Annotated in this window: 15 protein-coding genes and 1 pseudogene; 15 read left to right on the top strand and 1 reads right to left on the bottom strand. The window is 57.0% G+C overall.

Going from position 1 to position 16817, the window contains the following annotated elements; genetic code table 11:
* The first annotated feature begins 14 nt into the window (after window positions 1-14).
* From HBO10_RS14885 to HBO10_RS14865, 5 genes are all read left to right on the top strand, one after another.
* Window positions 15-716: a transposase gene (locus HBO10_RS14885; protein WP_169922017.1), complete on the top strand. Its 702-nt coding sequence runs from the start codon at window positions 15-17 to the stop codon at window positions 714-716.
* Window positions 717-882: 166 nt separating this feature from the next.
* Entirely contained in the window at window positions 883-1362 is a 480-nt protein-coding gene (locus tag HBO10_RS14880) for a hypothetical protein (protein WP_034128575.1), read from the top strand.
* Between the two features lie 252 nt (window positions 1363-1614).
* Window positions 1615-1812, top strand: a complete 198-nt coding sequence (locus HBO10_RS14875; RefSeq protein ID WP_034128708.1) for a DUF4926 domain-containing protein — start codon at window positions 1615-1617, stop codon at window positions 1810-1812.
* 84 nt (window positions 1813-1896) lie between these two features.
* Window positions 1897-2214, top strand: a complete 318-nt coding sequence (locus HBO10_RS14870; protein ID WP_346343135.1) for a transposase — start codon at window positions 1897-1899, stop codon at window positions 2212-2214.
* Window positions 2215-2244: 30 nt separating this feature from the next.
* The gene (locus HBO10_RS14865; protein ID WP_169922016.1) at window positions 2245-2946 is read left to right on the top strand and encodes a transposase; all 702 of its coding nucleotides are present in this window, start codon (window positions 2245-2247) and stop codon (window positions 2944-2946) included.
* Here the strand turns inward: HBO10_RS14865 and HBO10_RS14860 are convergent.
* Window positions 2864-3229: a hypothetical protein gene (locus tag HBO10_RS14860; protein WP_034128568.1), complete on the bottom strand. Its 366-nt coding sequence runs from the start codon at window positions 3227-3229 to the stop codon at window positions 2864-2866. The genes HBO10_RS14865 and HBO10_RS14860 overlap by 83 nt on opposite strands.
* 119 nt (window positions 3230-3348) lie before the next feature.
* Here HBO10_RS14860 and leuA point away from each other — a divergent pair, with 119 nt between their 5' ends.
* From leuA to HBO10_RS14810, 10 genes and pseudogenes are all read left to right on the top strand, one after another.
* Window positions 3349-5043 (top strand): 2-isopropylmalate synthase, encoded by a 1695-nt coding sequence (gene leuA / locus HBO10_RS14855; protein ID WP_034128567.1) that lies wholly within the window; start codon window positions 3349-3351, stop codon window positions 5041-5043.
* Window position 5044: 1 nt separating this feature from the next.
* Window positions 5045-5785 (top strand): helix-turn-helix transcriptional regulator, encoded by a 741-nt coding sequence (locus HBO10_RS14850; protein ID WP_034128566.1) that lies wholly within the window; start codon window positions 5045-5047, stop codon window positions 5783-5785.
* Window positions 5786-5995: 210 nt separating this feature from the next.
* A complete protein-coding gene (locus HBO10_RS14845; protein WP_034128565.1) occupies window positions 5996-7498 on the top strand; it encodes a TolC family protein in 1503 nt (500 codons plus the stop codon).
* Window positions 7495-8667, top strand: a complete 1173-nt coding sequence (locus tag HBO10_RS14840) for an HlyD family secretion protein (protein ID WP_034128564.1) — start codon at window positions 7495-7497, stop codon at window positions 8665-8667. Before HBO10_RS14845 ends, HBO10_RS14840 begins: the two co-directional genes overlap by 4 nt.
* Window positions 8660-10204 (top strand): MDR family MFS transporter, encoded by a 1545-nt coding sequence (locus HBO10_RS14835; protein WP_034128563.1) that lies wholly within the window; start codon window positions 8660-8662, stop codon window positions 10202-10204. Before HBO10_RS14840 ends, HBO10_RS14835 begins: the two co-directional genes overlap by 8 nt.
* A 461-nt stretch (window positions 10205-10665) precedes the next feature.
* The gene (locus tag HBO10_RS14830; protein WP_034128562.1) at window positions 10666-11442 is read left to right on the top strand and encodes a DUF3050 domain-containing protein; all 777 of its coding nucleotides are present in this window, start codon (window positions 10666-10668) and stop codon (window positions 11440-11442) included.
* Window positions 11439-11786, top strand: coding sequence for a DUF4437 domain-containing protein (locus tag HBO10_RS14825; RefSeq protein ID WP_034128561.1), 348 nt, complete (start codon window positions 11439-11441; stop codon window positions 11784-11786). The genes HBO10_RS14830 and HBO10_RS14825 overlap by 4 nt, the downstream gene beginning before the upstream one ends.
* 24 nt (window positions 11787-11810) lie before the next feature.
* Window positions 11811-12740, top strand: a complete 930-nt coding sequence (locus HBO10_RS14820; protein WP_034128560.1) for a diiron oxygenase — start codon at window positions 11811-11813, stop codon at window positions 12738-12740.
* A 12-nt stretch (window positions 12741-12752) separates the two neighbouring features.
* Window positions 12753-16229 (top strand): annotated as a pseudogene (locus tag HBO10_RS14815) (amino acid adenylation domain-containing protein).
* A 21-nt stretch (window positions 16230-16250) separates the two neighbouring features.
* Window positions 16251-16718 carry an SRPBCC family protein gene (locus HBO10_RS14810; RefSeq protein WP_034128559.1) on the top strand — a complete coding sequence of 156 codons (468 nt, stop codon included), beginning with the start codon at window positions 16251-16253 and terminating at the stop codon, window positions 16716-16718.
* Window positions 16719-16817 lie beyond the last annotated feature (99 nt).

The following is a 16817-nucleotide window of genomic DNA, read 5'->3' as shown; positions in this document are numbered from 1 at the left end:
GAAGGAGGTTCCCTATGCCCAGAGTGGGACATGTCGTTTGGCCCAACTATCCTCATCATGTTGTACAGCGTGGTCACAACCGCCAGGTGGTCTTTGCTGCCGAGGAGGACTACCAGCGCTACGTGAGAGACCTTCGAGAGCTTAAGGACGCATTTGGCATAAAAATATACGCCTACTGTTTGATGACTAATCATGTCCATTTACTGGTTTCTCCGGGTAACTCGGTTGCAGGGCTAGGGCAGTTAATGAAGGCGCTCGCGGCTCGGGCCACTCGGTATCGAAACAGGTTAGAAGGGCGGACAGGTACATTATGGGAGGGACGGTATAAATCAAGCGTGGTGCAAACGGAGACTTACTTGCTAGCTTGCTGCCGGTACATTGAATTAAATCCGGTTCGTGCATGCATGGTAGCTGACGCGGCGGATTATCCATGGTCAAGTTACAGTGCCCGCACAGGGCTGGTGCCTGATAGTGACTGGCTTGATGTTGATGCTTGTTTTTCCATATTGGGAGATACAACGCTGAAGCGCCGCGAAAATTATAAGGTATTTGTGAAGCAGTCCGTTTCGAGTGATGAGACGAGAATTATTCGTGAGGCGTTGCAACGGGGGCAGCTTACCGGAACTGCTCGTTTCATTGAAGAAGTTGAGAGGATTGCAGGCGTTCGTATTGAGCGCCGAGGGCAAGGGCGGCCAAGGTTGGATGGTGGTAAATAAATCTGTCCCCTTTTTGATACAGTTACGTGAAATAATACGTGCTCCCGGCGAGTTCAAATCGGTGACAACAGATAAGGGAATTCCATTTATAGAGAAACGTCTTGGTGACGGGCGTGGCATACGGTTGAATCTAGATGGGACATTTAAAGGGTTTATCGACTAATTTATGAAAGAGTCATATGAGGTTGTTCTAGGTGGCGTGGTTAAAGAAGATATTATTGTTCTCCTGAAGGACCTCGAGAGTCATTCGGAGCGCGTCGACGATGTGACAGCGTCAGAAGTACTCGGCATTGTGAGTTGCTTGGGCCTTGATCAAAGTATGATTGCGGAGCTTTGTCGTTTTGAAGGTGATGTTTGTGTGTCTGCTAAATTGTATGGTTTTGACATTGTATCTGCCTCCTCCGATTTTTTTGTGTTGCTTAGAATTATAAAGTATGGGGAGGGTGTTGATGTGGAACTATGCTTTGATGATTCTGTTTTTAGTGATGTTGATAAAGTCATGCTTCTGCTGCAGAAATATGTAAAAGAGATTTCTGGTAGAGTTCGTATGAAGGAGTATTACGGAGGGGTGGAGCCTGCCAAAGACTTAGATACCCGATACTTTACTGGCGAAATGTTAGGTCCTCTGGTTGCGCGTTCTCGCTGACAGGTGGTAAGGGCTCTTTAATAATTGACTTTTATTTTTTGTACTTGGCGGTGACTAAGTTAAGTTGGGCGGCACTAAACCGCCCAAGAAGAAAAGGGGACAGAGAAAAGGGGACAGATTTATTTTTGAAGTTTGGTTTTGTGAGGATTTTGAAAAGTAGCGGATGAGTTTCTGAAAAATATATCTGTCCCCTTTTTTCGGGTTCTGCCACACCTAGGATGACGACCCTCTATGTCAAGTAAGGAGTATAAGGTGGTTTATTCGCTTTTTGATGTGGTTGTGTTAATCGAGGATATTCCGGAGGAGGGGTTGCGGGCAGGTATGAAGGGCGCGATTATCGAGATCTATAGTCAGCCAGTTGAGGGGTATGAAATAGAGTTTTGTGACGAGCAGGGGCGAACAGTTTCACAGTTGGCATTATCCTCTAATCAATTCCAGCTCTATAAGTAGGCGAAAAAAGGGGGCGAAAAAAGGGGACAGATTTATTTTTTTTCCATTTGCTAGGCTGTAATTCTCTAAGGAAGGAGGTTACCTATGCCCAGAGTGGGACGTGTCGTTTTGCCCAACTATCCTCATCATGTTGTACAGCGTGGTCACAACCGCCAGGTGGTCTTTGCTGCCGAGGAGGACTACCAGCGCTACGTGAGAGACCTTCGAGAGCTTAAGGACGCATTTGGCATAAAAATATACGCCTACTGTTTGATGACTAATCATGTCCATTTACTGGTTTCTCCGGGTAACTCGTTTGCAGGGCTAGGGCAGTTAATGAAGGCGCTCGCGGCTCGGGCCACTCGGTATGGCGAAAAAAGGGGGCGAAAAAAGGGGACAGATTTATTTTTTTCCATTTGCTAGGCTGTAATTCTCTAAGGAAGGAGGTTACCTATGCCCAGAGTGGGACGTGTCGTTTTGCCCAACTATCCTCATCATGTTGTACAGCGTGGTCACAACCGCCAGGTGGTCTTTGCTGCCGAGGAGGACTACCAGCGCTACGTGAGAGACCTTCGAGAGCTTAAGGACGCATTTGGCATAAAAATATACGCCTACTGTTTGATGACTAATCATGTCCATTTACTGGTTTCCCCGGGTAACTCGGTTGCAGGGCTAGGGCAGTTAATGAAGGCGCTCGCGGCTCGGGCCACTCGGTATCGAAACAGGTTAGAAGGGCGGACAGGTACATTATGGGAGGGACGGTATAAATCAAGCGTGGTGCAAACGGAGACTTACTTGCTAGCTTGCTGCCGGTACATTGAATTAAATCCGGTTCGTGCATGCATGGTAGCTGACGCGGCGGATTATCCATGGTCAAGTTACAGTGCCCGCACAGGGCTGGTGCCTGATAGTGACTGGCTTGATGTTGATGCTTGTTTTTCCATATTGGGGGATACAACGCTGAAGCGCCGCGAAAATTATAAGTTATTTGTGAAGCAGTCCGTTTCGAGTGATGAGACGAGAATTATTCGTGAGGCGTTGCAACGGGGGCAGCTTACCGGAACTGCTCGTTTCATTGAAGAAGTTGAGAGGATTGCAGGCGTTCGTATTGAGCGCCGAGGGCAAGGGCGGCCAAGGTTGGATGGTGGTAAATAAATCTGTCCCCTTTTTGGTCGTCCTGAACGTAACCTACAGGTATCCAATCAAGTGTGTTCAGAAAACCCGAGAGCCTTACACAGGTAAGGTTCTCGGGTTTTTTTTGCCCGTCAGAAATGTTTTCCCTGGCTCCCTCAGCCCGTTCATCCAAGCGATAGGTTCTTTTTTGCTGATTTTGCCGGTAACTCCTGACTTCCGGTCTTTGATTGTTGGTTTTTATTTCTTTGCGCAATATTTTTTCGGTTTTTTTGAGCTTTTTGGATTTTTCTTTGAATTTTTTCATTCCGCAAACTCAACAACGCAATTTGTATCAAACTATGTTCGTTTAGTATTGGATCCAATCAGTCGGCATTGCCGGTGGTGTGTCTGACACAAACAAACTGCTGAAAAAGGAGAAACGCCATGATGCTCAAGGACCCTTCCCGCAAATATCGCCACTTCACCACGGTCAACCTGCCGGATCGCACATGGCCCAGCACTGTCCAGGCTGCTGCTCCCACCTGGTGCAGTGTGGATATGCGTGATGGCAACCAGGCTTTGATCGAGCCGATGAATGCCGAGCGCAAGCGGCGTTTCTTCGATTTGCTGGTGAAGGTCGGTTTCAAGCAGATCGAGGTGGGCTTTCCTGCCGCTTCGCAGACCGATTTTGACTATGTCCGTGAGCTGATTGAAAGCGGTTCGATTCCTGATGATGTGACGATTCAGGTCATGACCCAGGCGCGCAGCCACCTCATCGCACGCACGTTTGAGGCGTTGAAGGGCGCGCCTCGCGCCATCGTGCATGTTTACAATGCGACGGCGCCGGTGTTTCGGGACGTTGTCTTCAATGTGGACAAGGCGGGCTGCATCGAGATTGCTACCCAGGCAACACGAGAGATCAAGCAGCACATGGACGCGAACCCCGATACGCAGTGGACGTTCCAGTACTCCCCGGAAACCTTTTGCTTCACCGAGCTGGATTTTGCATTGCAGGTGTGTGAAGCGGTGACGGATACGTTCGGGCCGACCCCGAGCAACAAGATGATCCTGAATCTGCCCACCACCGTGGAGGTGTCTACCGCCAATGTCTTCGCCGACCAGATCGAATGGTTCTGCCGGCACTTCAGTCGCCGTGACAGTGTGGTCATCAGCGTGCATCCGCACAATGATCGGGGCACTGGAGTTTCCACCGCGGAGCAGGCGTGCCTGGCCGGTGCCGAGCGTGTCGAGGGCACGTTGTTCGGTAACGGTGAGCGTACCGGCAACGTCGATATCCTCACGTTGGCGATGAACCTCTACACCAGCGGCATCGATCCGCAGTTGGATTTCTCCGACATACTGCACGTCCAGCGTGAGGTGGAGTTCTGCAATCAGTTGCCGACCCATCCTCGTCACCCTTACGCCGGTGAGTTGGTGTTTACCGCGTTCTCCGGCTCGCATCAGGACGCGATCAAGAAAGGCTTTGCGGCGCGCCAGGCCAATCCGCAGGGCATGTGGGAAGTGCCGTATCTGCCTATCGATCCTGCCGATATGGGCCGTAGCTATGAAGCGGTGATTCGCGTGAACAGCCAGTCGGGCAAGGGGGGCGTGGCCTATCTGTTGGAGCAGCACGGCATTGTGATGCCGCGTCGCTTGCAGATGGAGTTCAGCAGCCTGGTACAACAGGAAGCCGATGGCTCCGGCCAGGAAATCAGTGGCGAGATGATCCTTGCCTGCTTCACCCGGCATTACCTGGAGCAGGGCAAGCCTTACGCGTTACGAGCCCCCAAACTGGTGAGCGAGGGCGATGTGACTTACCTGGAGGCCACCCTTGAACAAGGTACACAGCGTATCGACTTGAGTGGCGAGGGCAACGGCCCGCTTGCGGCGCTGGTCGATGCGTTTGCCCAGCGTGGCATTCATTTTGATATCGCCGATTACCACGAACATGCCACCCGTGACGGTGCCCAGGCTGAGGCGTTGGCCTATGTGGAAATTCGCGTGGGCAACCAGTTGCTGTTCGGCGCCGCTCGCGATGGCAGTAGCCTGCTCGCTTCCCTCGAAGCGGTCACCAGTGCGGTCAATCGTGCATCGCGCCTGGGCCTGCTCAGCGTGGTGAATGCTGCGGTGCCGTCCTGAGATGAACGCGCATACCGCATTGGCGGCACTTGCCGGTAATTATGGCCACGGTGACATCGTGGCCTCGCATCGACATGACGAAGGCCAACTGGTCTACGCCATCAACGGCGTGATGCTTGTGTCGGTGGAGGAGACCACTTGGGTGGTACCTTCCGGGCATGCCCTGTGGGTGCCTTCAGGTTTGGAACATCAGATCCGCATGACCGGCGAAGTGCGCATGCGCACTTTGTTGATCTCACCGGGAGCGCACCGTCGTTTGACGGAGGAGTGCGAGGTCATCAGGGTTTCACCCTTGCTGCGCGAGCTGATTGTGGCCGCCGGCGATGAGTCTGACAGCCACCCGGCGTCGTTGCGTCATGTACAGATTGTCGAGCTGATTTTCTCGGAACTTGACCGTGCGCAAAGGGTGCTGGCTCACGTGCCGATACCGGACGAGCCGAGGCTCAAGTCACTGTGTGCGGACTTTATCGACAACCCTTCTCAGGAGTCGAAACTGGAGAGTTGGGCGGTGCAACTCAATATGAGTTCACGCACCTTGGCTCGGCTGTTCCAGAAAGAGTTGGGCATGAGTTATGGCGAGTGGCGCAAGCGCACGCGGCTGCTGCTCAGCATGCAGCGGCTGGCCAGTGGTGCCTCCATCCTTGAAGTGGCATTGGAGCATGGTTATCAGAGTCCGAGTGCATTTACCGCGATGTTCAAACGCACCATGGGCTACACCCCGAGTAACTGTCGCTTGGTCTGAATCTGACTGGCGATAGCACCACCTCCTTTTGAACATGGCCCCGCCTCCAGGCAGGGCCATGTTTACCTGTGCCTGGTGTATGGAGCCTGCGGCGCAGAGGGCGCGCCGGCACATTGTCCCAATCGAAACGATGGTTGTCTGGAACTCGGGAGATGCGCAAGCGGTTGCTCTCTTACCCTGCGTCTCTACTTGGCATTCTGGATTTCTTCGATGGGTTCGCCTTCTTTTTTCCCACGGCATGGCCGTCTCTCGTTGCTCGGCGTGGCGGCGGTGGTGTTGGCGGGTTGTTCGTCCTGGGTCGCCCATACGCCGGCACAGCCACATCCGGAACGCATCAATGCCCTGAGCCACCTGCCCCAAGGTGTCTCGGACCAAGCGTTACCTGAGCGCTGGTGGCAGTTGTATAACGATCCGCAACTCGATGCGCTGGTGCAACAGGCGTTGCTGCACAACCGCGACCTGGCGGCGGCCCAGGCCCATGTGCAAGCGATGCTGGCCGGGATCCAGCAGGCCGATGCCGAGCGCTGGCCGTCCACCCAGGCGTCGCTGGGGGCCGCTTATGGCAAGACGGCCGATGACCAGACGCTGGCCAAGGCCACCGATAGCCATGCGCCGTCAGAGTGGGCATTCAACCCAGGCTTCGAGCTGGCTTATCAAGTGGATGTGTGGGGCCAGGTTCAGCGCACCATTGAACGTGCCCAAGTGCAAACCGCAGCGGCGCAGGATGCCGAGGACTTGCTGCGAATCACGGTCGTGGCGCAAACCACTCGCGCCTATGTGAATGCCTGCGCCCTGGGGGCGCGTGCCAAGGTACAGCGCCATTCGTTGGACGTGGTCGGGCATAGCCTGGCGTTGACCGATCGCCAGCGCCAGGCCGGTGTGGTGACCGACCTTGAATACAGCCGCATGCAAGCCCTGCAAGGCGAAACCCAGGCGTTGCTGCCGATGTTGGAGGCGCGTCGACAAGCCGCGCTCTACGAATTGGCCATGCTGACCGGCGTCGCTGAACTGGACCAAGGCTCTGGCGCCGCAACGTGTGAAGTGGTGCCCCAACTCAATGCCGAGTTGCCGGTGGGTGATGGCTGGCAACTATTGGCGCGCCGCCCCGACATACGTCAGGCCGAGCGCGCGTTGCAGGCGGCCACGCTGCAAGTGGATATCGTCCAGGCCGACCTGTACCCCAAGGTGACCTTCGGCGCTTCAGTGTCCTCCTCGGCCAACAAACCCCATGAGCTGGGGGACAGCAGTGCGGTGATGTTCGGCATCGGCCCACTGATTACCTGGCAGTTCCCTAATTGGCAGGCCAACCGCGCGCGGGTCAAGCAGGCACGGGCACTCGAGCAGGTGGAGGTCGCGCAGTTCGAGGCCAGCGTCCTCAAGGCCCTCAAGGAGGTGCGCCAGGCCCTGGCGTTGTACGACGGCGAACGGCAGCGCCACGCGGCCTTGAGCCGGGCGCTGGACAGCAGCCGCCAAGCCTACAAGTTGGCCCAATTCAACTACGACGCCGGTTCTATCGACTTTCTCGACGTGCTGGACAGTGAGCGTGAACTGATCCGCTTGCAGGCCACGCGCGCCGACGCCGATGGCCAGTTACTGCAACGCCAGATCGGCCTATTCCGTGCCCTTGGTGGCGGTTGGCAGTCCGGCGCCGTCGATACCCCGGCCGCTGCGCCCACCCACGCGTCTATCCCTTCTTCCGGTACCCAGCCATGAATATCGCCGTTGATGAAAAAACTGCTGTCCAGGACGAGCAGGAGAATGTGTTCGAGCAACTTATGCATGCGCGTAAGCAACGGCGCAAAAGAAACCTGATCCTGCTGGGCGGCGCCGGGTTGTTGATCGCGGCGGTGGTGTTCGGCGTGTACTGGATGACCGTCGGCCGCTATCTGGAGCAGACCGATGATGCGTATGTGCGGGCCGACTGGATCCCCATCAGCCCGAAAGTCTCAGGCTACGTGGCCGAGGTGATGGTAGAGGATGATCAGCCGGTCAAGGCAGGGGATGTGCTGGTGCGCATCGAGGACCGTGACTACCAGGCCCGCTTGGCACAAGCCCGCGCAGAACTGGCCGAGACCCAGGCCTCGGTGGCCGCGCAAGAGGCCAACTTGACAGTCACTGACAGCCTGATCGCCCAGCAAAAGGCCGGGGTTGCCCAGGCTGAGGCCCATGCGCGCAGTGTGGCCGCTGAGTTACGCCGCGCAAGCCTCGACCAGCGTCGCTACGAAGGCTTGGTGCGCGAACATGCTGCCAGCGCGCAGCGTCTGGAAACGGCCGCCGCCAGTTATACCCAGGCCAATGCTGCGGTGGAAATTGCCAAGGCGATGCAACGCCAGCAGGAAACCCGCTTGACCGTGGCCATCACCCGCCGTCAACTGGCCCAGGCTTCGCTCCAGCAGCAGATAGCCCGGCGCAGCCAGGCCGAGGCGCAGTTGAACCTGGCGACGCATGCGTTGGAGGACACCTTGATCCGCTCACCCATCGACGGCGTGGTGGGGCAGCGCAAAGTCCGTACCCGCCAATACGTCGCGCCAGGGTTGCCACTGCTGGCGGTGGTGCCTTTGCAGCAGGCTTACGTCGTGGCCAACTACAAAGAAACTCAATTGCGCGATATGCGTGCCGGCCAACCGGTGGATATCAGCGTCGACAGTTATTCGGGGCGCAAGCTCAAAGGCCATGTGGTGAGCTTCTCGCCAGGCTCCGGGGCGGTGTTCGCACTGTTGCCGTCGGACAACGCTACCGGCAACTTCACCAAGATCGTGCAACGCTTTCCAGTCAAGATCGTCATTGATGAGCATGACGAAGGCGGGCCCATCCTGCCGGGCATGTCGGTGATCACCACGGTGGACACCCGCCCAGCTGAGCAGGGCGCTGCACATGACTGAAGCGGCTGAAAAGAGCGTCTCCTTTCGCGCCTGGGTGGCGGTGATCGGGGGGCTGTTCGGCTGTTTCATGGCCGGCATGAACGTGCACGTGACCAGCGCCGCGCTGCCGGAGATCGAAGGCTCCCTGGGCGCGACGTTCGAGGAAGGCTCGTGGATTTCCACCGCCTACCTGGTCGCGGAAATCGTGATGATCCCGCTGACCGCCTGGTTGGTGCAGGTGTTCTCTCTGCGACGTGTGATGCTCGTGGGCTCGTTTGTATTTTTGGTGGCGTCCATTGCCTGCTCCTGGGCGCCCAACCTGGAAGTGATGATCATCATTCGGGTAATCCAGGGCGCTGCCGGCGCAGTGCTGATTCCCTTGTCATTCCAGCTGATCATCACTGAACTGCCGCCCAGCAAGATCGCGATGGGCATGGCTCTGTTCGCGTTGTCCAACAGCGTCGCCCAGGCCGCCGGGCCGTCCATTGGCGGCTGGCTGACCGATGCCTATTCCTGGCGCTGGATCTTCTACCTGCAACTGGCCCCCGGCATTCTCTTGCTGCTTGCGGTGGCATGGTCGATCGATGCCAAGCCCATGCAGCTAAGCCTGCTCAAGCGCGGCGACTGGGGCGGGATCATCGCCATGATCGTCGGCCTGGGTGGCTTGCAGATCGTGCTGGAAGAAGGTGGCCGCAAGGACTGGTTCGGCTCCGATTTCATTGTATGGATGTCACTGATTGCCGGCGTTGCCTTGGTGTACTTCGTGCTGTCGCAGTTGTATGGCAGTCGCTCCTTCATCAACCTGCGCCTGCTCAAGAGCTACAACTTCGGCGTGGCCAGCGCAGCGATGTTCATCTTTGGCGCGGCCACCTTCGGCCTGGTGTTCCTGGTGCCTAATTACCTGTCTCAGTTGCAGGGCTATAACGCCCGGGAGATTGGCATCAGCCTGATCGCCTACGGCATGGTGCAACTGGTACTGGCGCCGTTCATGCCGCGCCTGATGAAGTGGCTCAACCCGAAACTGATGGTCGCCAGTGGCTTTTTCATCATGGCCCTGGGGTGCTATCTCGGCGCGCACCTGGACGTGGACAGCGCCGCCAACGTGATTATTCCGTCCACCGTGGTCCGGGGCATCGGGCAGCCGCTGATCATGGTGGCGCTTTCCGTGCTGGCGGTGTCTGGCCTGGCCAAAGATGAAGCCGGCTCGGCCTCGGCCTTGTTCTCCATGCTGCGCAACCTGGGTGGTGCCGTGGGCACTGCGGGCTTGACGCAGATCGTGGCCATGCGCGAGCGCTTTCACTCTGAGCGGGTAGGGGAGTCGATCACCCTGTTTTCCCCGTCCTTTCAGGAGCGCCTGCGCGCCAGCATGGCCGACAGCGAGGCTTTTATCTTCAACCAGCTATTACCCGCTCAACAGCAGGTCCTTGAGGGCTTGATCCACACCGTGCGTCGTGAGGCGTACCTGATGGCCTACAGCGATGCGTTCTATGTGTCCTGTATTGCTTTGATCTTGTGCGGGGTAGCGGCCCTGGCATTGCGCCAATCAGCAAAGAACTGAACTCGTTACTGCCCGCAGGTAATACGCGGGCGCTTATCAGCGGTAAGAGGGAACTTGAATGGTAAAAAGGCGAATGGCCGCGTTCATAGACTAGTTAATTGCTCACTTAGCAATTCCATACAGTTTGTTTGCACTCCCTTGAGGGGTGTTAGCCAACTATTGCCTGGCGAAGTTGATCTTGTTGACTTCGGTCGGGCTTCTGTTGTTGGAGGTTTTATAAGTTAGAAATAAAATGTATTAATTTTCCAAAAAACACTTGCTGATCATCATGAACTTCCTCTAAGTTTCGTCTTGTTTCGACGGCTGACCTTCGGGTCACGGAAGCATAACCGTACAACTTAATTGAATAAGACTCTAGCACTGGCCAAGAACGGCGAGGCAGGCCTGCTTATGCCTGAAAAAAGGCAAGCGGGTATCTCTCGAGTGGTCAGCGTTAACTAAAGCCTGATAAGGAGCGCAACATGGAAGATAAAAAGACGCTGTTGAACCTCAAGAAAGTAGAGCTGGGCAATCATCGGATCTTTGCTGAAATCAATTCGCTGCCGGTCCTGCGCGCCTTTATGGAAACCCATGTGTTTGCGGTGTGGGATTTCATGTCCCTGGCCAAGCGCCTGCAACAGGACCTCACCTGTACTCGCCTGCCTTGGCTGCCTCCCGTGGACCCGGCGGCCGCGCACCTGATCAACGAAATCATCCTGGGCGAAGAGTCCGACCAGAACTTGCAAGGCGGTCACTACAGCCACTTCGAACTCTACCTGCATGCCATGCGCGAAGTCGGCGCCAGCACCGACAAGATCGAACACTTTGTCAAACTGATGCGCGAAGGCGTCGATCTGAAAACGGCCTTGAGCCGTTGCGGTGCAGGCCTGGCAGCGTCGGCTTTCGTCACTGACACCATCGAAACCGCCATCAACGCTTCCACCCACAGTGTGGCTGCTGCGTTTTTGCATGGCCGTGAAAGTGTCATCCCGCAGATGTTCCAGCGCATTCTGGACGATTGGGATATCACCGCAGACGACGCGCCAACCTTTCGCTATTACCTGCAGCGCCACATCGAAGTCGACTCGGAAGACCACGGCCCGGCGGCAGAAAGCCTGTTGGCGCGCCTGGTCAATGGCGATGCGCAGCGTCAGGAAGAGGTCTACGTATCGGCTATCGCGGCGGTACAAAGCCGCCTGGCGTTGTGGGACAACCTGCGCGTGGCCATGGGCGAAACGGTCAGTGAGTGCGTGGCATGAACTTCGAAGTGATCGAGGCCGACCAGGCCCAATGGTTTGAGGTGACCTCTGAACGCGGTATCACGCTGACCGTCTTCAAAGACACATTGGACCCTGTTACGAAAACTGGAGTGCGTACACGTCTGGTACGTTTTCACCCTGGGGGCGGCACCCGTGAAATCTATACCCATGATTATCACGAAGAAGTGTATTTGATTGAAGGCGACCAGACAGAGCAGGCCAGTGAGGGGCGCCCGGAGAAAACTTACCGTGACGGTAGTTACTTCTTCAGGGCCGCACACACGGAGCACGGGCCGTTTAATTCGAAAGACGGATGCCTGTTGTTTGAAGTGCACTACTACTGAGTATCATGAATAAAGGAAGTAGTCATGAGAGCTGAAGCATATCAATCGTTTTCCGAGTCGTGGGAGGAAAGGGCGACCATTCGGACGCGCCCGAGACGACGCTTGGAAGATGACGAAAAGTTAATATTTCCGGCCAGTCGTCAACCATTGGTCATGAGCGCTACCTTTATGCGGGAGTGTAGTCACTTACAGCATTTTGTTCTCGTTCAGAGCTTGTATAAGTTCATTAATGATGTGGTGATTTTCGAAACCGAAATTGTCGACAAGACCGCCAGGAGCATTGCGAAAGATAACTTCGCTATCCGCTTTCCGTTTGCGTGCCGTTACGACGCGATGACCGTGGTCGTCGATGAGGACTATCACGCGCTAGTGGCGATGGACTACATGCAACAGACCATCGAGTTGACGGGCATCGAACCCATCACCTTGCCAGCGGAAATCGAGCTCAGCCGTTCTATCCCCAAGGCATTGGCCATGGCGCCCGCGCACCTCAAGGCTGCTGTCGAGCTGATCTGCGTGGCCATTGCGGAAAACACCCTGACCAACGATGTTGCCGCGTTTGCCCGCGACGACTCGGTCAAGGCATCGGTCAAGGGGTTGATGGCCGACCACTTGGCGGATGAGGGTCGACATTCGGGCTTTTGGGCCAAGTTGACGCGCATTTACTGGAATACCGCGAGCGAAGAGGACAAACGTGTGCTGGCCTCGATCATGCCGGTGTTCTTGGGTGAGTACCTGACCAACGAGATCCAGCAGGGGTTTGATTTCGCGCTGATCGAGCAACTGCCGGTGAACCCCAGCGTCAAGGCGGCGTTGCGTGAAGAGGTCGAAGGCATGAGTTTTCCGATCACGCCGTCTCACCCGCTGGTAGGCAACATCGTCCGATTCTTCAAACACAGCGGCCTGCTCGACGCTCCCTGCATGCAGGAAGCGCTCGCCGATTATCTGCGCTAGAGGACAACTTCGATGAGACATCTTGATATCGTTTTGTGCGGGCGCAGCCATGCGCTCGCCTGCCTTACGCAAGAGTTGGAACAGATGGGGCACACCGCCCGCTTGTTGACCAGCGATAACGCCATTGAGCTTTGCCAGTTATCGGCGCCGGACGTGCTGATAGACGACGCTAGCACGGCGCAACTCCCGCACTATCCGTCGTGTCATCGCCTATCTTTGCGGGCGCAGGCTGACGATGACAGTGATGTTCTCGCGCCACTGCGGGTGGACTGCCTGTGGCGTCCTGGCGATGGCGATTGGATGCTGCTGGGGCGTCGTGAAGTCAGCGCCTCCCTCGCCGGCAACGGTGCCGACCGGGCACGTGAAGCGATAGCGCAAGTGGTAGAGATGGCCAGTGTGCACATCGGGCGTTTCTCACGCAGTGCTGACTATCTTGAGGCGCCCCGTGAGCCGGTGCAGGCGATTGATCGCTTGTCGAGCCTGACCCTGTTGGATGGCCTGGCCTGGCGTCATCGCCACAATGCGAGCGCTAATACCGGCATTCTGGAGGAGGCCAGGCGCCCCTTTGTGCAGCGCTTGGCCGATAGCCTGTTGGCCAACGCCGAGCGCAACGCCCTGAAAGTGCAAGGGCGGGGTATGTCCTATGCGCAACTGCACGCTTAAAGCGTTGCGATCCAGGAACGCTTGCAACCCTTGCTTGAAACCTCGACCCCAGGGTTGACGGTGGTCGGCATCTCGTTGCCCAAAGGCACTGCGCTCTATGCAGCGATCCTGGCGGTGATTGGTTGCGGTGCGGTGTACCTGCCGTTGGACCCGAACCATCCTGTCGAACGCCGTGCGGCCATCCTCAAGCATGCCGGTGCCAGCCTGCTGATCCAGGACACCGAGGCAGACAACCCGCTACCGGGCCTGGCTACCCTGGATATTGGCCATCTGGACTTCTTCCACCACGGCGCCAAGGGCTACAGCCGTGTCGCCCTGGCCCCGGATCAGAGCCTGTTGCGCGTAGCGCTGGACGGTTCGGCACCCTGTGTGGCGATCTACACGTCCGGTACCACCGGCCAACCCAAAGGCGTGTTGCTCACAGTCGACAACTTGAGCCACTTCTGTGCGTGGTATGCCCGTTACGTGGAACTGGACCGCCATAGCCGCGCCCTGCAGTTCTCGACCATCAATTTCGATGCATCGCTGCTGGATATCTTCCCGACGCTGATCCAGGGTGGCGAGTTGATCGTGCCCACCGAAGACCAGCGCCGCGACCCGGTGGCGCTTGCTGAATTGATCCAACAGGAGCAGGTCACCCACGCCTTTTTGCCGCCGGCTTTGCTCAGCATCATCCAGCTTGAATCGCTGTACGGCATGCAGCATTTGGTGACGGGCGGCGATGTGTGCGAACCCCACGTGATCGAAAAACTGGTGGGCCACTGTGCACTGCACAACATCTATGGCCCCACCGAGACCACGGTGCTCGCCACCTGCCGTACCTTCCAACGGGGGGACAACAATCGCAACCTGGGCGTACCGATTGCCAATACCGCGATTTACCTGCTGGATGAGCACGGCCAACCGGTAGGCGAAAATGACAGCGGTGAAATCCACATCGCCGGGCCAGGGGTAGGCGCCGGTTACCTGGGCGCCTTGCAAATGACGGCCGAACGCTATCGGCTGCACGAGTTGCCCGATGGCCAGTGGGTGCGCCTCTACCGTACCGGTGACCTGGCGCGTTGGACCGAGGAGGGCATCCAGATCATCGGGCGCCTGGATAACCAGGTGAAGATCCGCGGTTTTCGGGTGGAGCCGGAAGAGATCGAACACCTGCTGCAATCGAGCCAGTTGTTCCGGCAACTGGCGGTGGTCATCGATCACCAGCGCCGCATCCTGACGTTTTTCTCCCAGCCTCAAGAGGGCGAGGGCCAGGCGGCCAGTGAGCAGTTGCAGGCCTATGCGCTCAAGCATTTGCCCGACTACATGCGCCCCAGCGCCTATTGCCTGCTGGACCGGTTGCCGGCCACGGCCAATGGCAAGGTCGACCGCAAGGCCCTGAGAGACCTGCCGGTCAACTACAAGACGCAAGGGCCGCGCCTGGCTCCCCAGAACGCCACCCAGGCGCAGTTGCTGGAGCTGTGGTCCAGGCTGCTCGACTTGCCTGGGCCGGACATTTCCGTAGATGACAGTTTCTTCAATCTGGGTGGCCATTCGATCCTGTTGTCGCAGATGCTCATGGGGATTCGCGAGGCGTTCGGCAAAGGAGTCTCGATCAACCGTTTTATTGAGCAACCCACCTTGGTCAACCTCGCCAACCTGATCGAGCAGGACGTCGAGGCCACTGCTACGGTCAGTCCGCAGGCGCTGCAAGACGCCATGATCCGGCCTGAGCTGGAGGTACTGCCCATCAGTCGATTGGGCAACGTACATAAAGTCATCGTGACCGGCTCCAACGGGTTCCTGGGTGTGCATATCGTCGAGGCCCTGCTGGAACTGGGCAGCACCGAAGTGGCGTGCCTGGTGCGCGAGTCCGGCGGCATGAGCGCGCAAGAGCGCTTCGAGGATGCGCTGATCCAGAACCGCCTCGAACATCTGGACCTGAGCCGGGTCAAGGTCCTGGCGGCGGATATCAGCAAGCCGCGCCTGGGGTTGTCCGAGCAGGACTATGAATGGCTGGATCGTGAATACGGCGTGTTGATCTACAACGCGGCCAACGTCAACCACGTGCTCGACTACGAGTCGCTGGTCAAGGACAACGTCACGCCGGTGCTGGAATGCCTGCAATTGTGTGAAGGGCGCAGCAAGAAAATTTTCAACTTCATTTCCACCCTGTCGGCCTCCAGCACGGTGGACGAGCAGGGCCGGGTATTGGAAGAACCGCCTGCCTTCACGCCGCCCATCTACATCCGCAATGGTTACAACCTCTCCAAATGGGTGGCTGAGCGCATCTTGTGGAACGCCAGTGAGTCGGGGGTGTGGGTCAATCTCTATCGCCCTGGAAACATCGCGTTCAATACGCGAACCGGTGTGTGCCAGCCTCATCAGAACCGTTTGATGCTGATGCTCAAAGGCTCCTTGCAGCTTAAGCAAGTGCCCGAACTGGCGCTCAACTTCGACCTGATGCCGGTGGACTTCCTCGCACGCTTCATTGCGTTTCACGCCAGCCGTCATAACCGCACCAAAGCGGTGTTCAACTTGCACAACCCGCTGCCTTTGACATGGGCTCACTATCTGGAGGCGTTCCGCGCGGCCGGTCACGATTTCCAGATGGTCCCGGTGACACAATGGCAGCAACGCCTGTCGGCCATCGACAGTGATAACGCGTTGTTCGGCGTGGTCGGTTTTTACCTCAATGGGTTTGAAGAAGACATTGGCGATATCTCGATGATCGAGTACCGCAATGCACTCTCAGGCATCCAGAGCATGGGCGAAGACTACCCAGCCAAGAACAGTGAGTTGCTGCAAAAAGGCTGTGACTACCTCAAGCAAATCGATTTCATCTGAGCAAAAAAAAGGAGCTTACCCATGCAACATTTTGAACCCGATACCCTGGTCCGTAATCCAGTCGGCAACCCTGTCGTCGCCAGCGTCAGCGTGAATGGCGATGCTCGCAGTGTGTGGAATGTCGTCGGAGATTTCGCCGGTTTCGCGAAGTTTATTCCGGCCTTGTCCCATATCGAGATGACGGGCGAGGGCGTGCGCTCGGTACGCAAGAAGCTGTTCAAGGACGGCAATGTCGTGATTGAGCAACTCAACAGCCATGACGATCAAGCCATGACCATGACCTGGTCGCTGATCTACACCTCGCTGAACATCGGTAACCTGTGGGCGCTGATGGAGGTGGTGCCCCAAGGCCCGAACCAGAGCCTGGCGACCTGGACCATCATTGGCCAGCCCTACACGGGCGGCAAGGAAGACGTACCGGCGTTCGAAGCTTTCCTGCAAGGCTTTGCCGATGACGCGATGAAGAACGTACAGGCGCTCTTCAACTGACATAGGAAGAGCAGGCAGTGGCTGATTCCGTGGCGAGGGAGCTTGCTCCCGTTGGGGCGCGAAGCGACCCTGAGAATAGGACTGCTGCGCAGTCCATCG

The sequence above is a fragment of the Pseudomonas sp. WS 5503 genome (assembly GCF_012985385.1).
In the GTDB taxonomy this organism is placed as follows: Bacteria; Pseudomonadota; Gammaproteobacteria; order Pseudomonadales; family Pseudomonadaceae; genus Aquipseudomonas; species Aquipseudomonas paracarnis.
The sequence above is the reverse complement of the archived record's forward strand: the minus strand, read 5'-3'. Positions and strand labels throughout refer to the sequence as shown.

Excerpts from the sequence above, each read along its gene's own strand:
- HBO10_RS14870 (WP_346343135.1), top strand. The coding sequence starts at position 1,897 with ATGCCCAGAGTGGGACGTGTCGTTTTGCCCAACTATCCTCATCATGTT.
- HBO10_RS14880 (WP_034128575.1), top strand. The coding sequence starts at position 883 with ATGAAAGAGTCATATGAGGTTGTTCTAGGTGGCGTGGTTAAAGAAGAT.
- HBO10_RS14860 (WP_034128568.1), bottom strand. The coding sequence starts at position 3,229 with ATGAAAAAATTCAAAGAAAAATCCAAAAAGCTCAAAAAAACCGAAAAA.
- HBO10_RS14835 (WP_034128563.1), top strand. The coding sequence starts at position 8,660 with ATGACTGAAGCGGCTGAAAAGAGCGTCTCCTTTCGCGCCTGGGTGGCG.
- HBO10_RS14825 (WP_034128561.1), top strand. The coding sequence starts at position 11,439 with ATGAACTTCGAAGTGATCGAGGCCGACCAGGCCCAATGGTTTGAGGTG.
- HBO10_RS14845 (WP_034128565.1), top strand. The coding sequence starts at position 5,996 with ATGGGTTCGCCTTCTTTTTTCCCACGGCATGGCCGTCTCTCGTTGCTC.
- HBO10_RS14830 (WP_034128562.1), top strand. The coding sequence starts at position 10,666 with ATGGAAGATAAAAAGACGCTGTTGAACCTCAAGAAAGTAGAGCTGGGC.
- HBO10_RS14810 (WP_034128559.1), top strand. The coding sequence starts at position 16,251 with ATGCAACATTTTGAACCCGATACCCTGGTCCGTAATCCAGTCGGCAAC.
- HBO10_RS14850 (WP_034128566.1), top strand. The coding sequence starts at position 5,045 with ATGAACGCGCATACCGCATTGGCGGCACTTGCCGGTAATTATGGCCAC.
- HBO10_RS14840 (WP_034128564.1), top strand. The coding sequence starts at position 7,495 with ATGAATATCGCCGTTGATGAAAAAACTGCTGTCCAGGACGAGCAGGAG.
- leuA (WP_034128567.1), top strand. The coding sequence starts at position 3,349 with ATGATGCTCAAGGACCCTTCCCGCAAATATCGCCACTTCACCACGGTC.
- HBO10_RS14820 (WP_034128560.1), top strand. The coding sequence starts at position 11,811 with ATGAGAGCTGAAGCATATCAATCGTTTTCCGAGTCGTGGGAGGAAAGG.
- HBO10_RS14885 (WP_169922017.1), top strand. The coding sequence starts at position 15 with ATGCCCAGAGTGGGACATGTCGTTTGGCCCAACTATCCTCATCATGTT.
- HBO10_RS14865 (WP_169922016.1), top strand. The coding sequence starts at position 2,245 with ATGCCCAGAGTGGGACGTGTCGTTTTGCCCAACTATCCTCATCATGTT.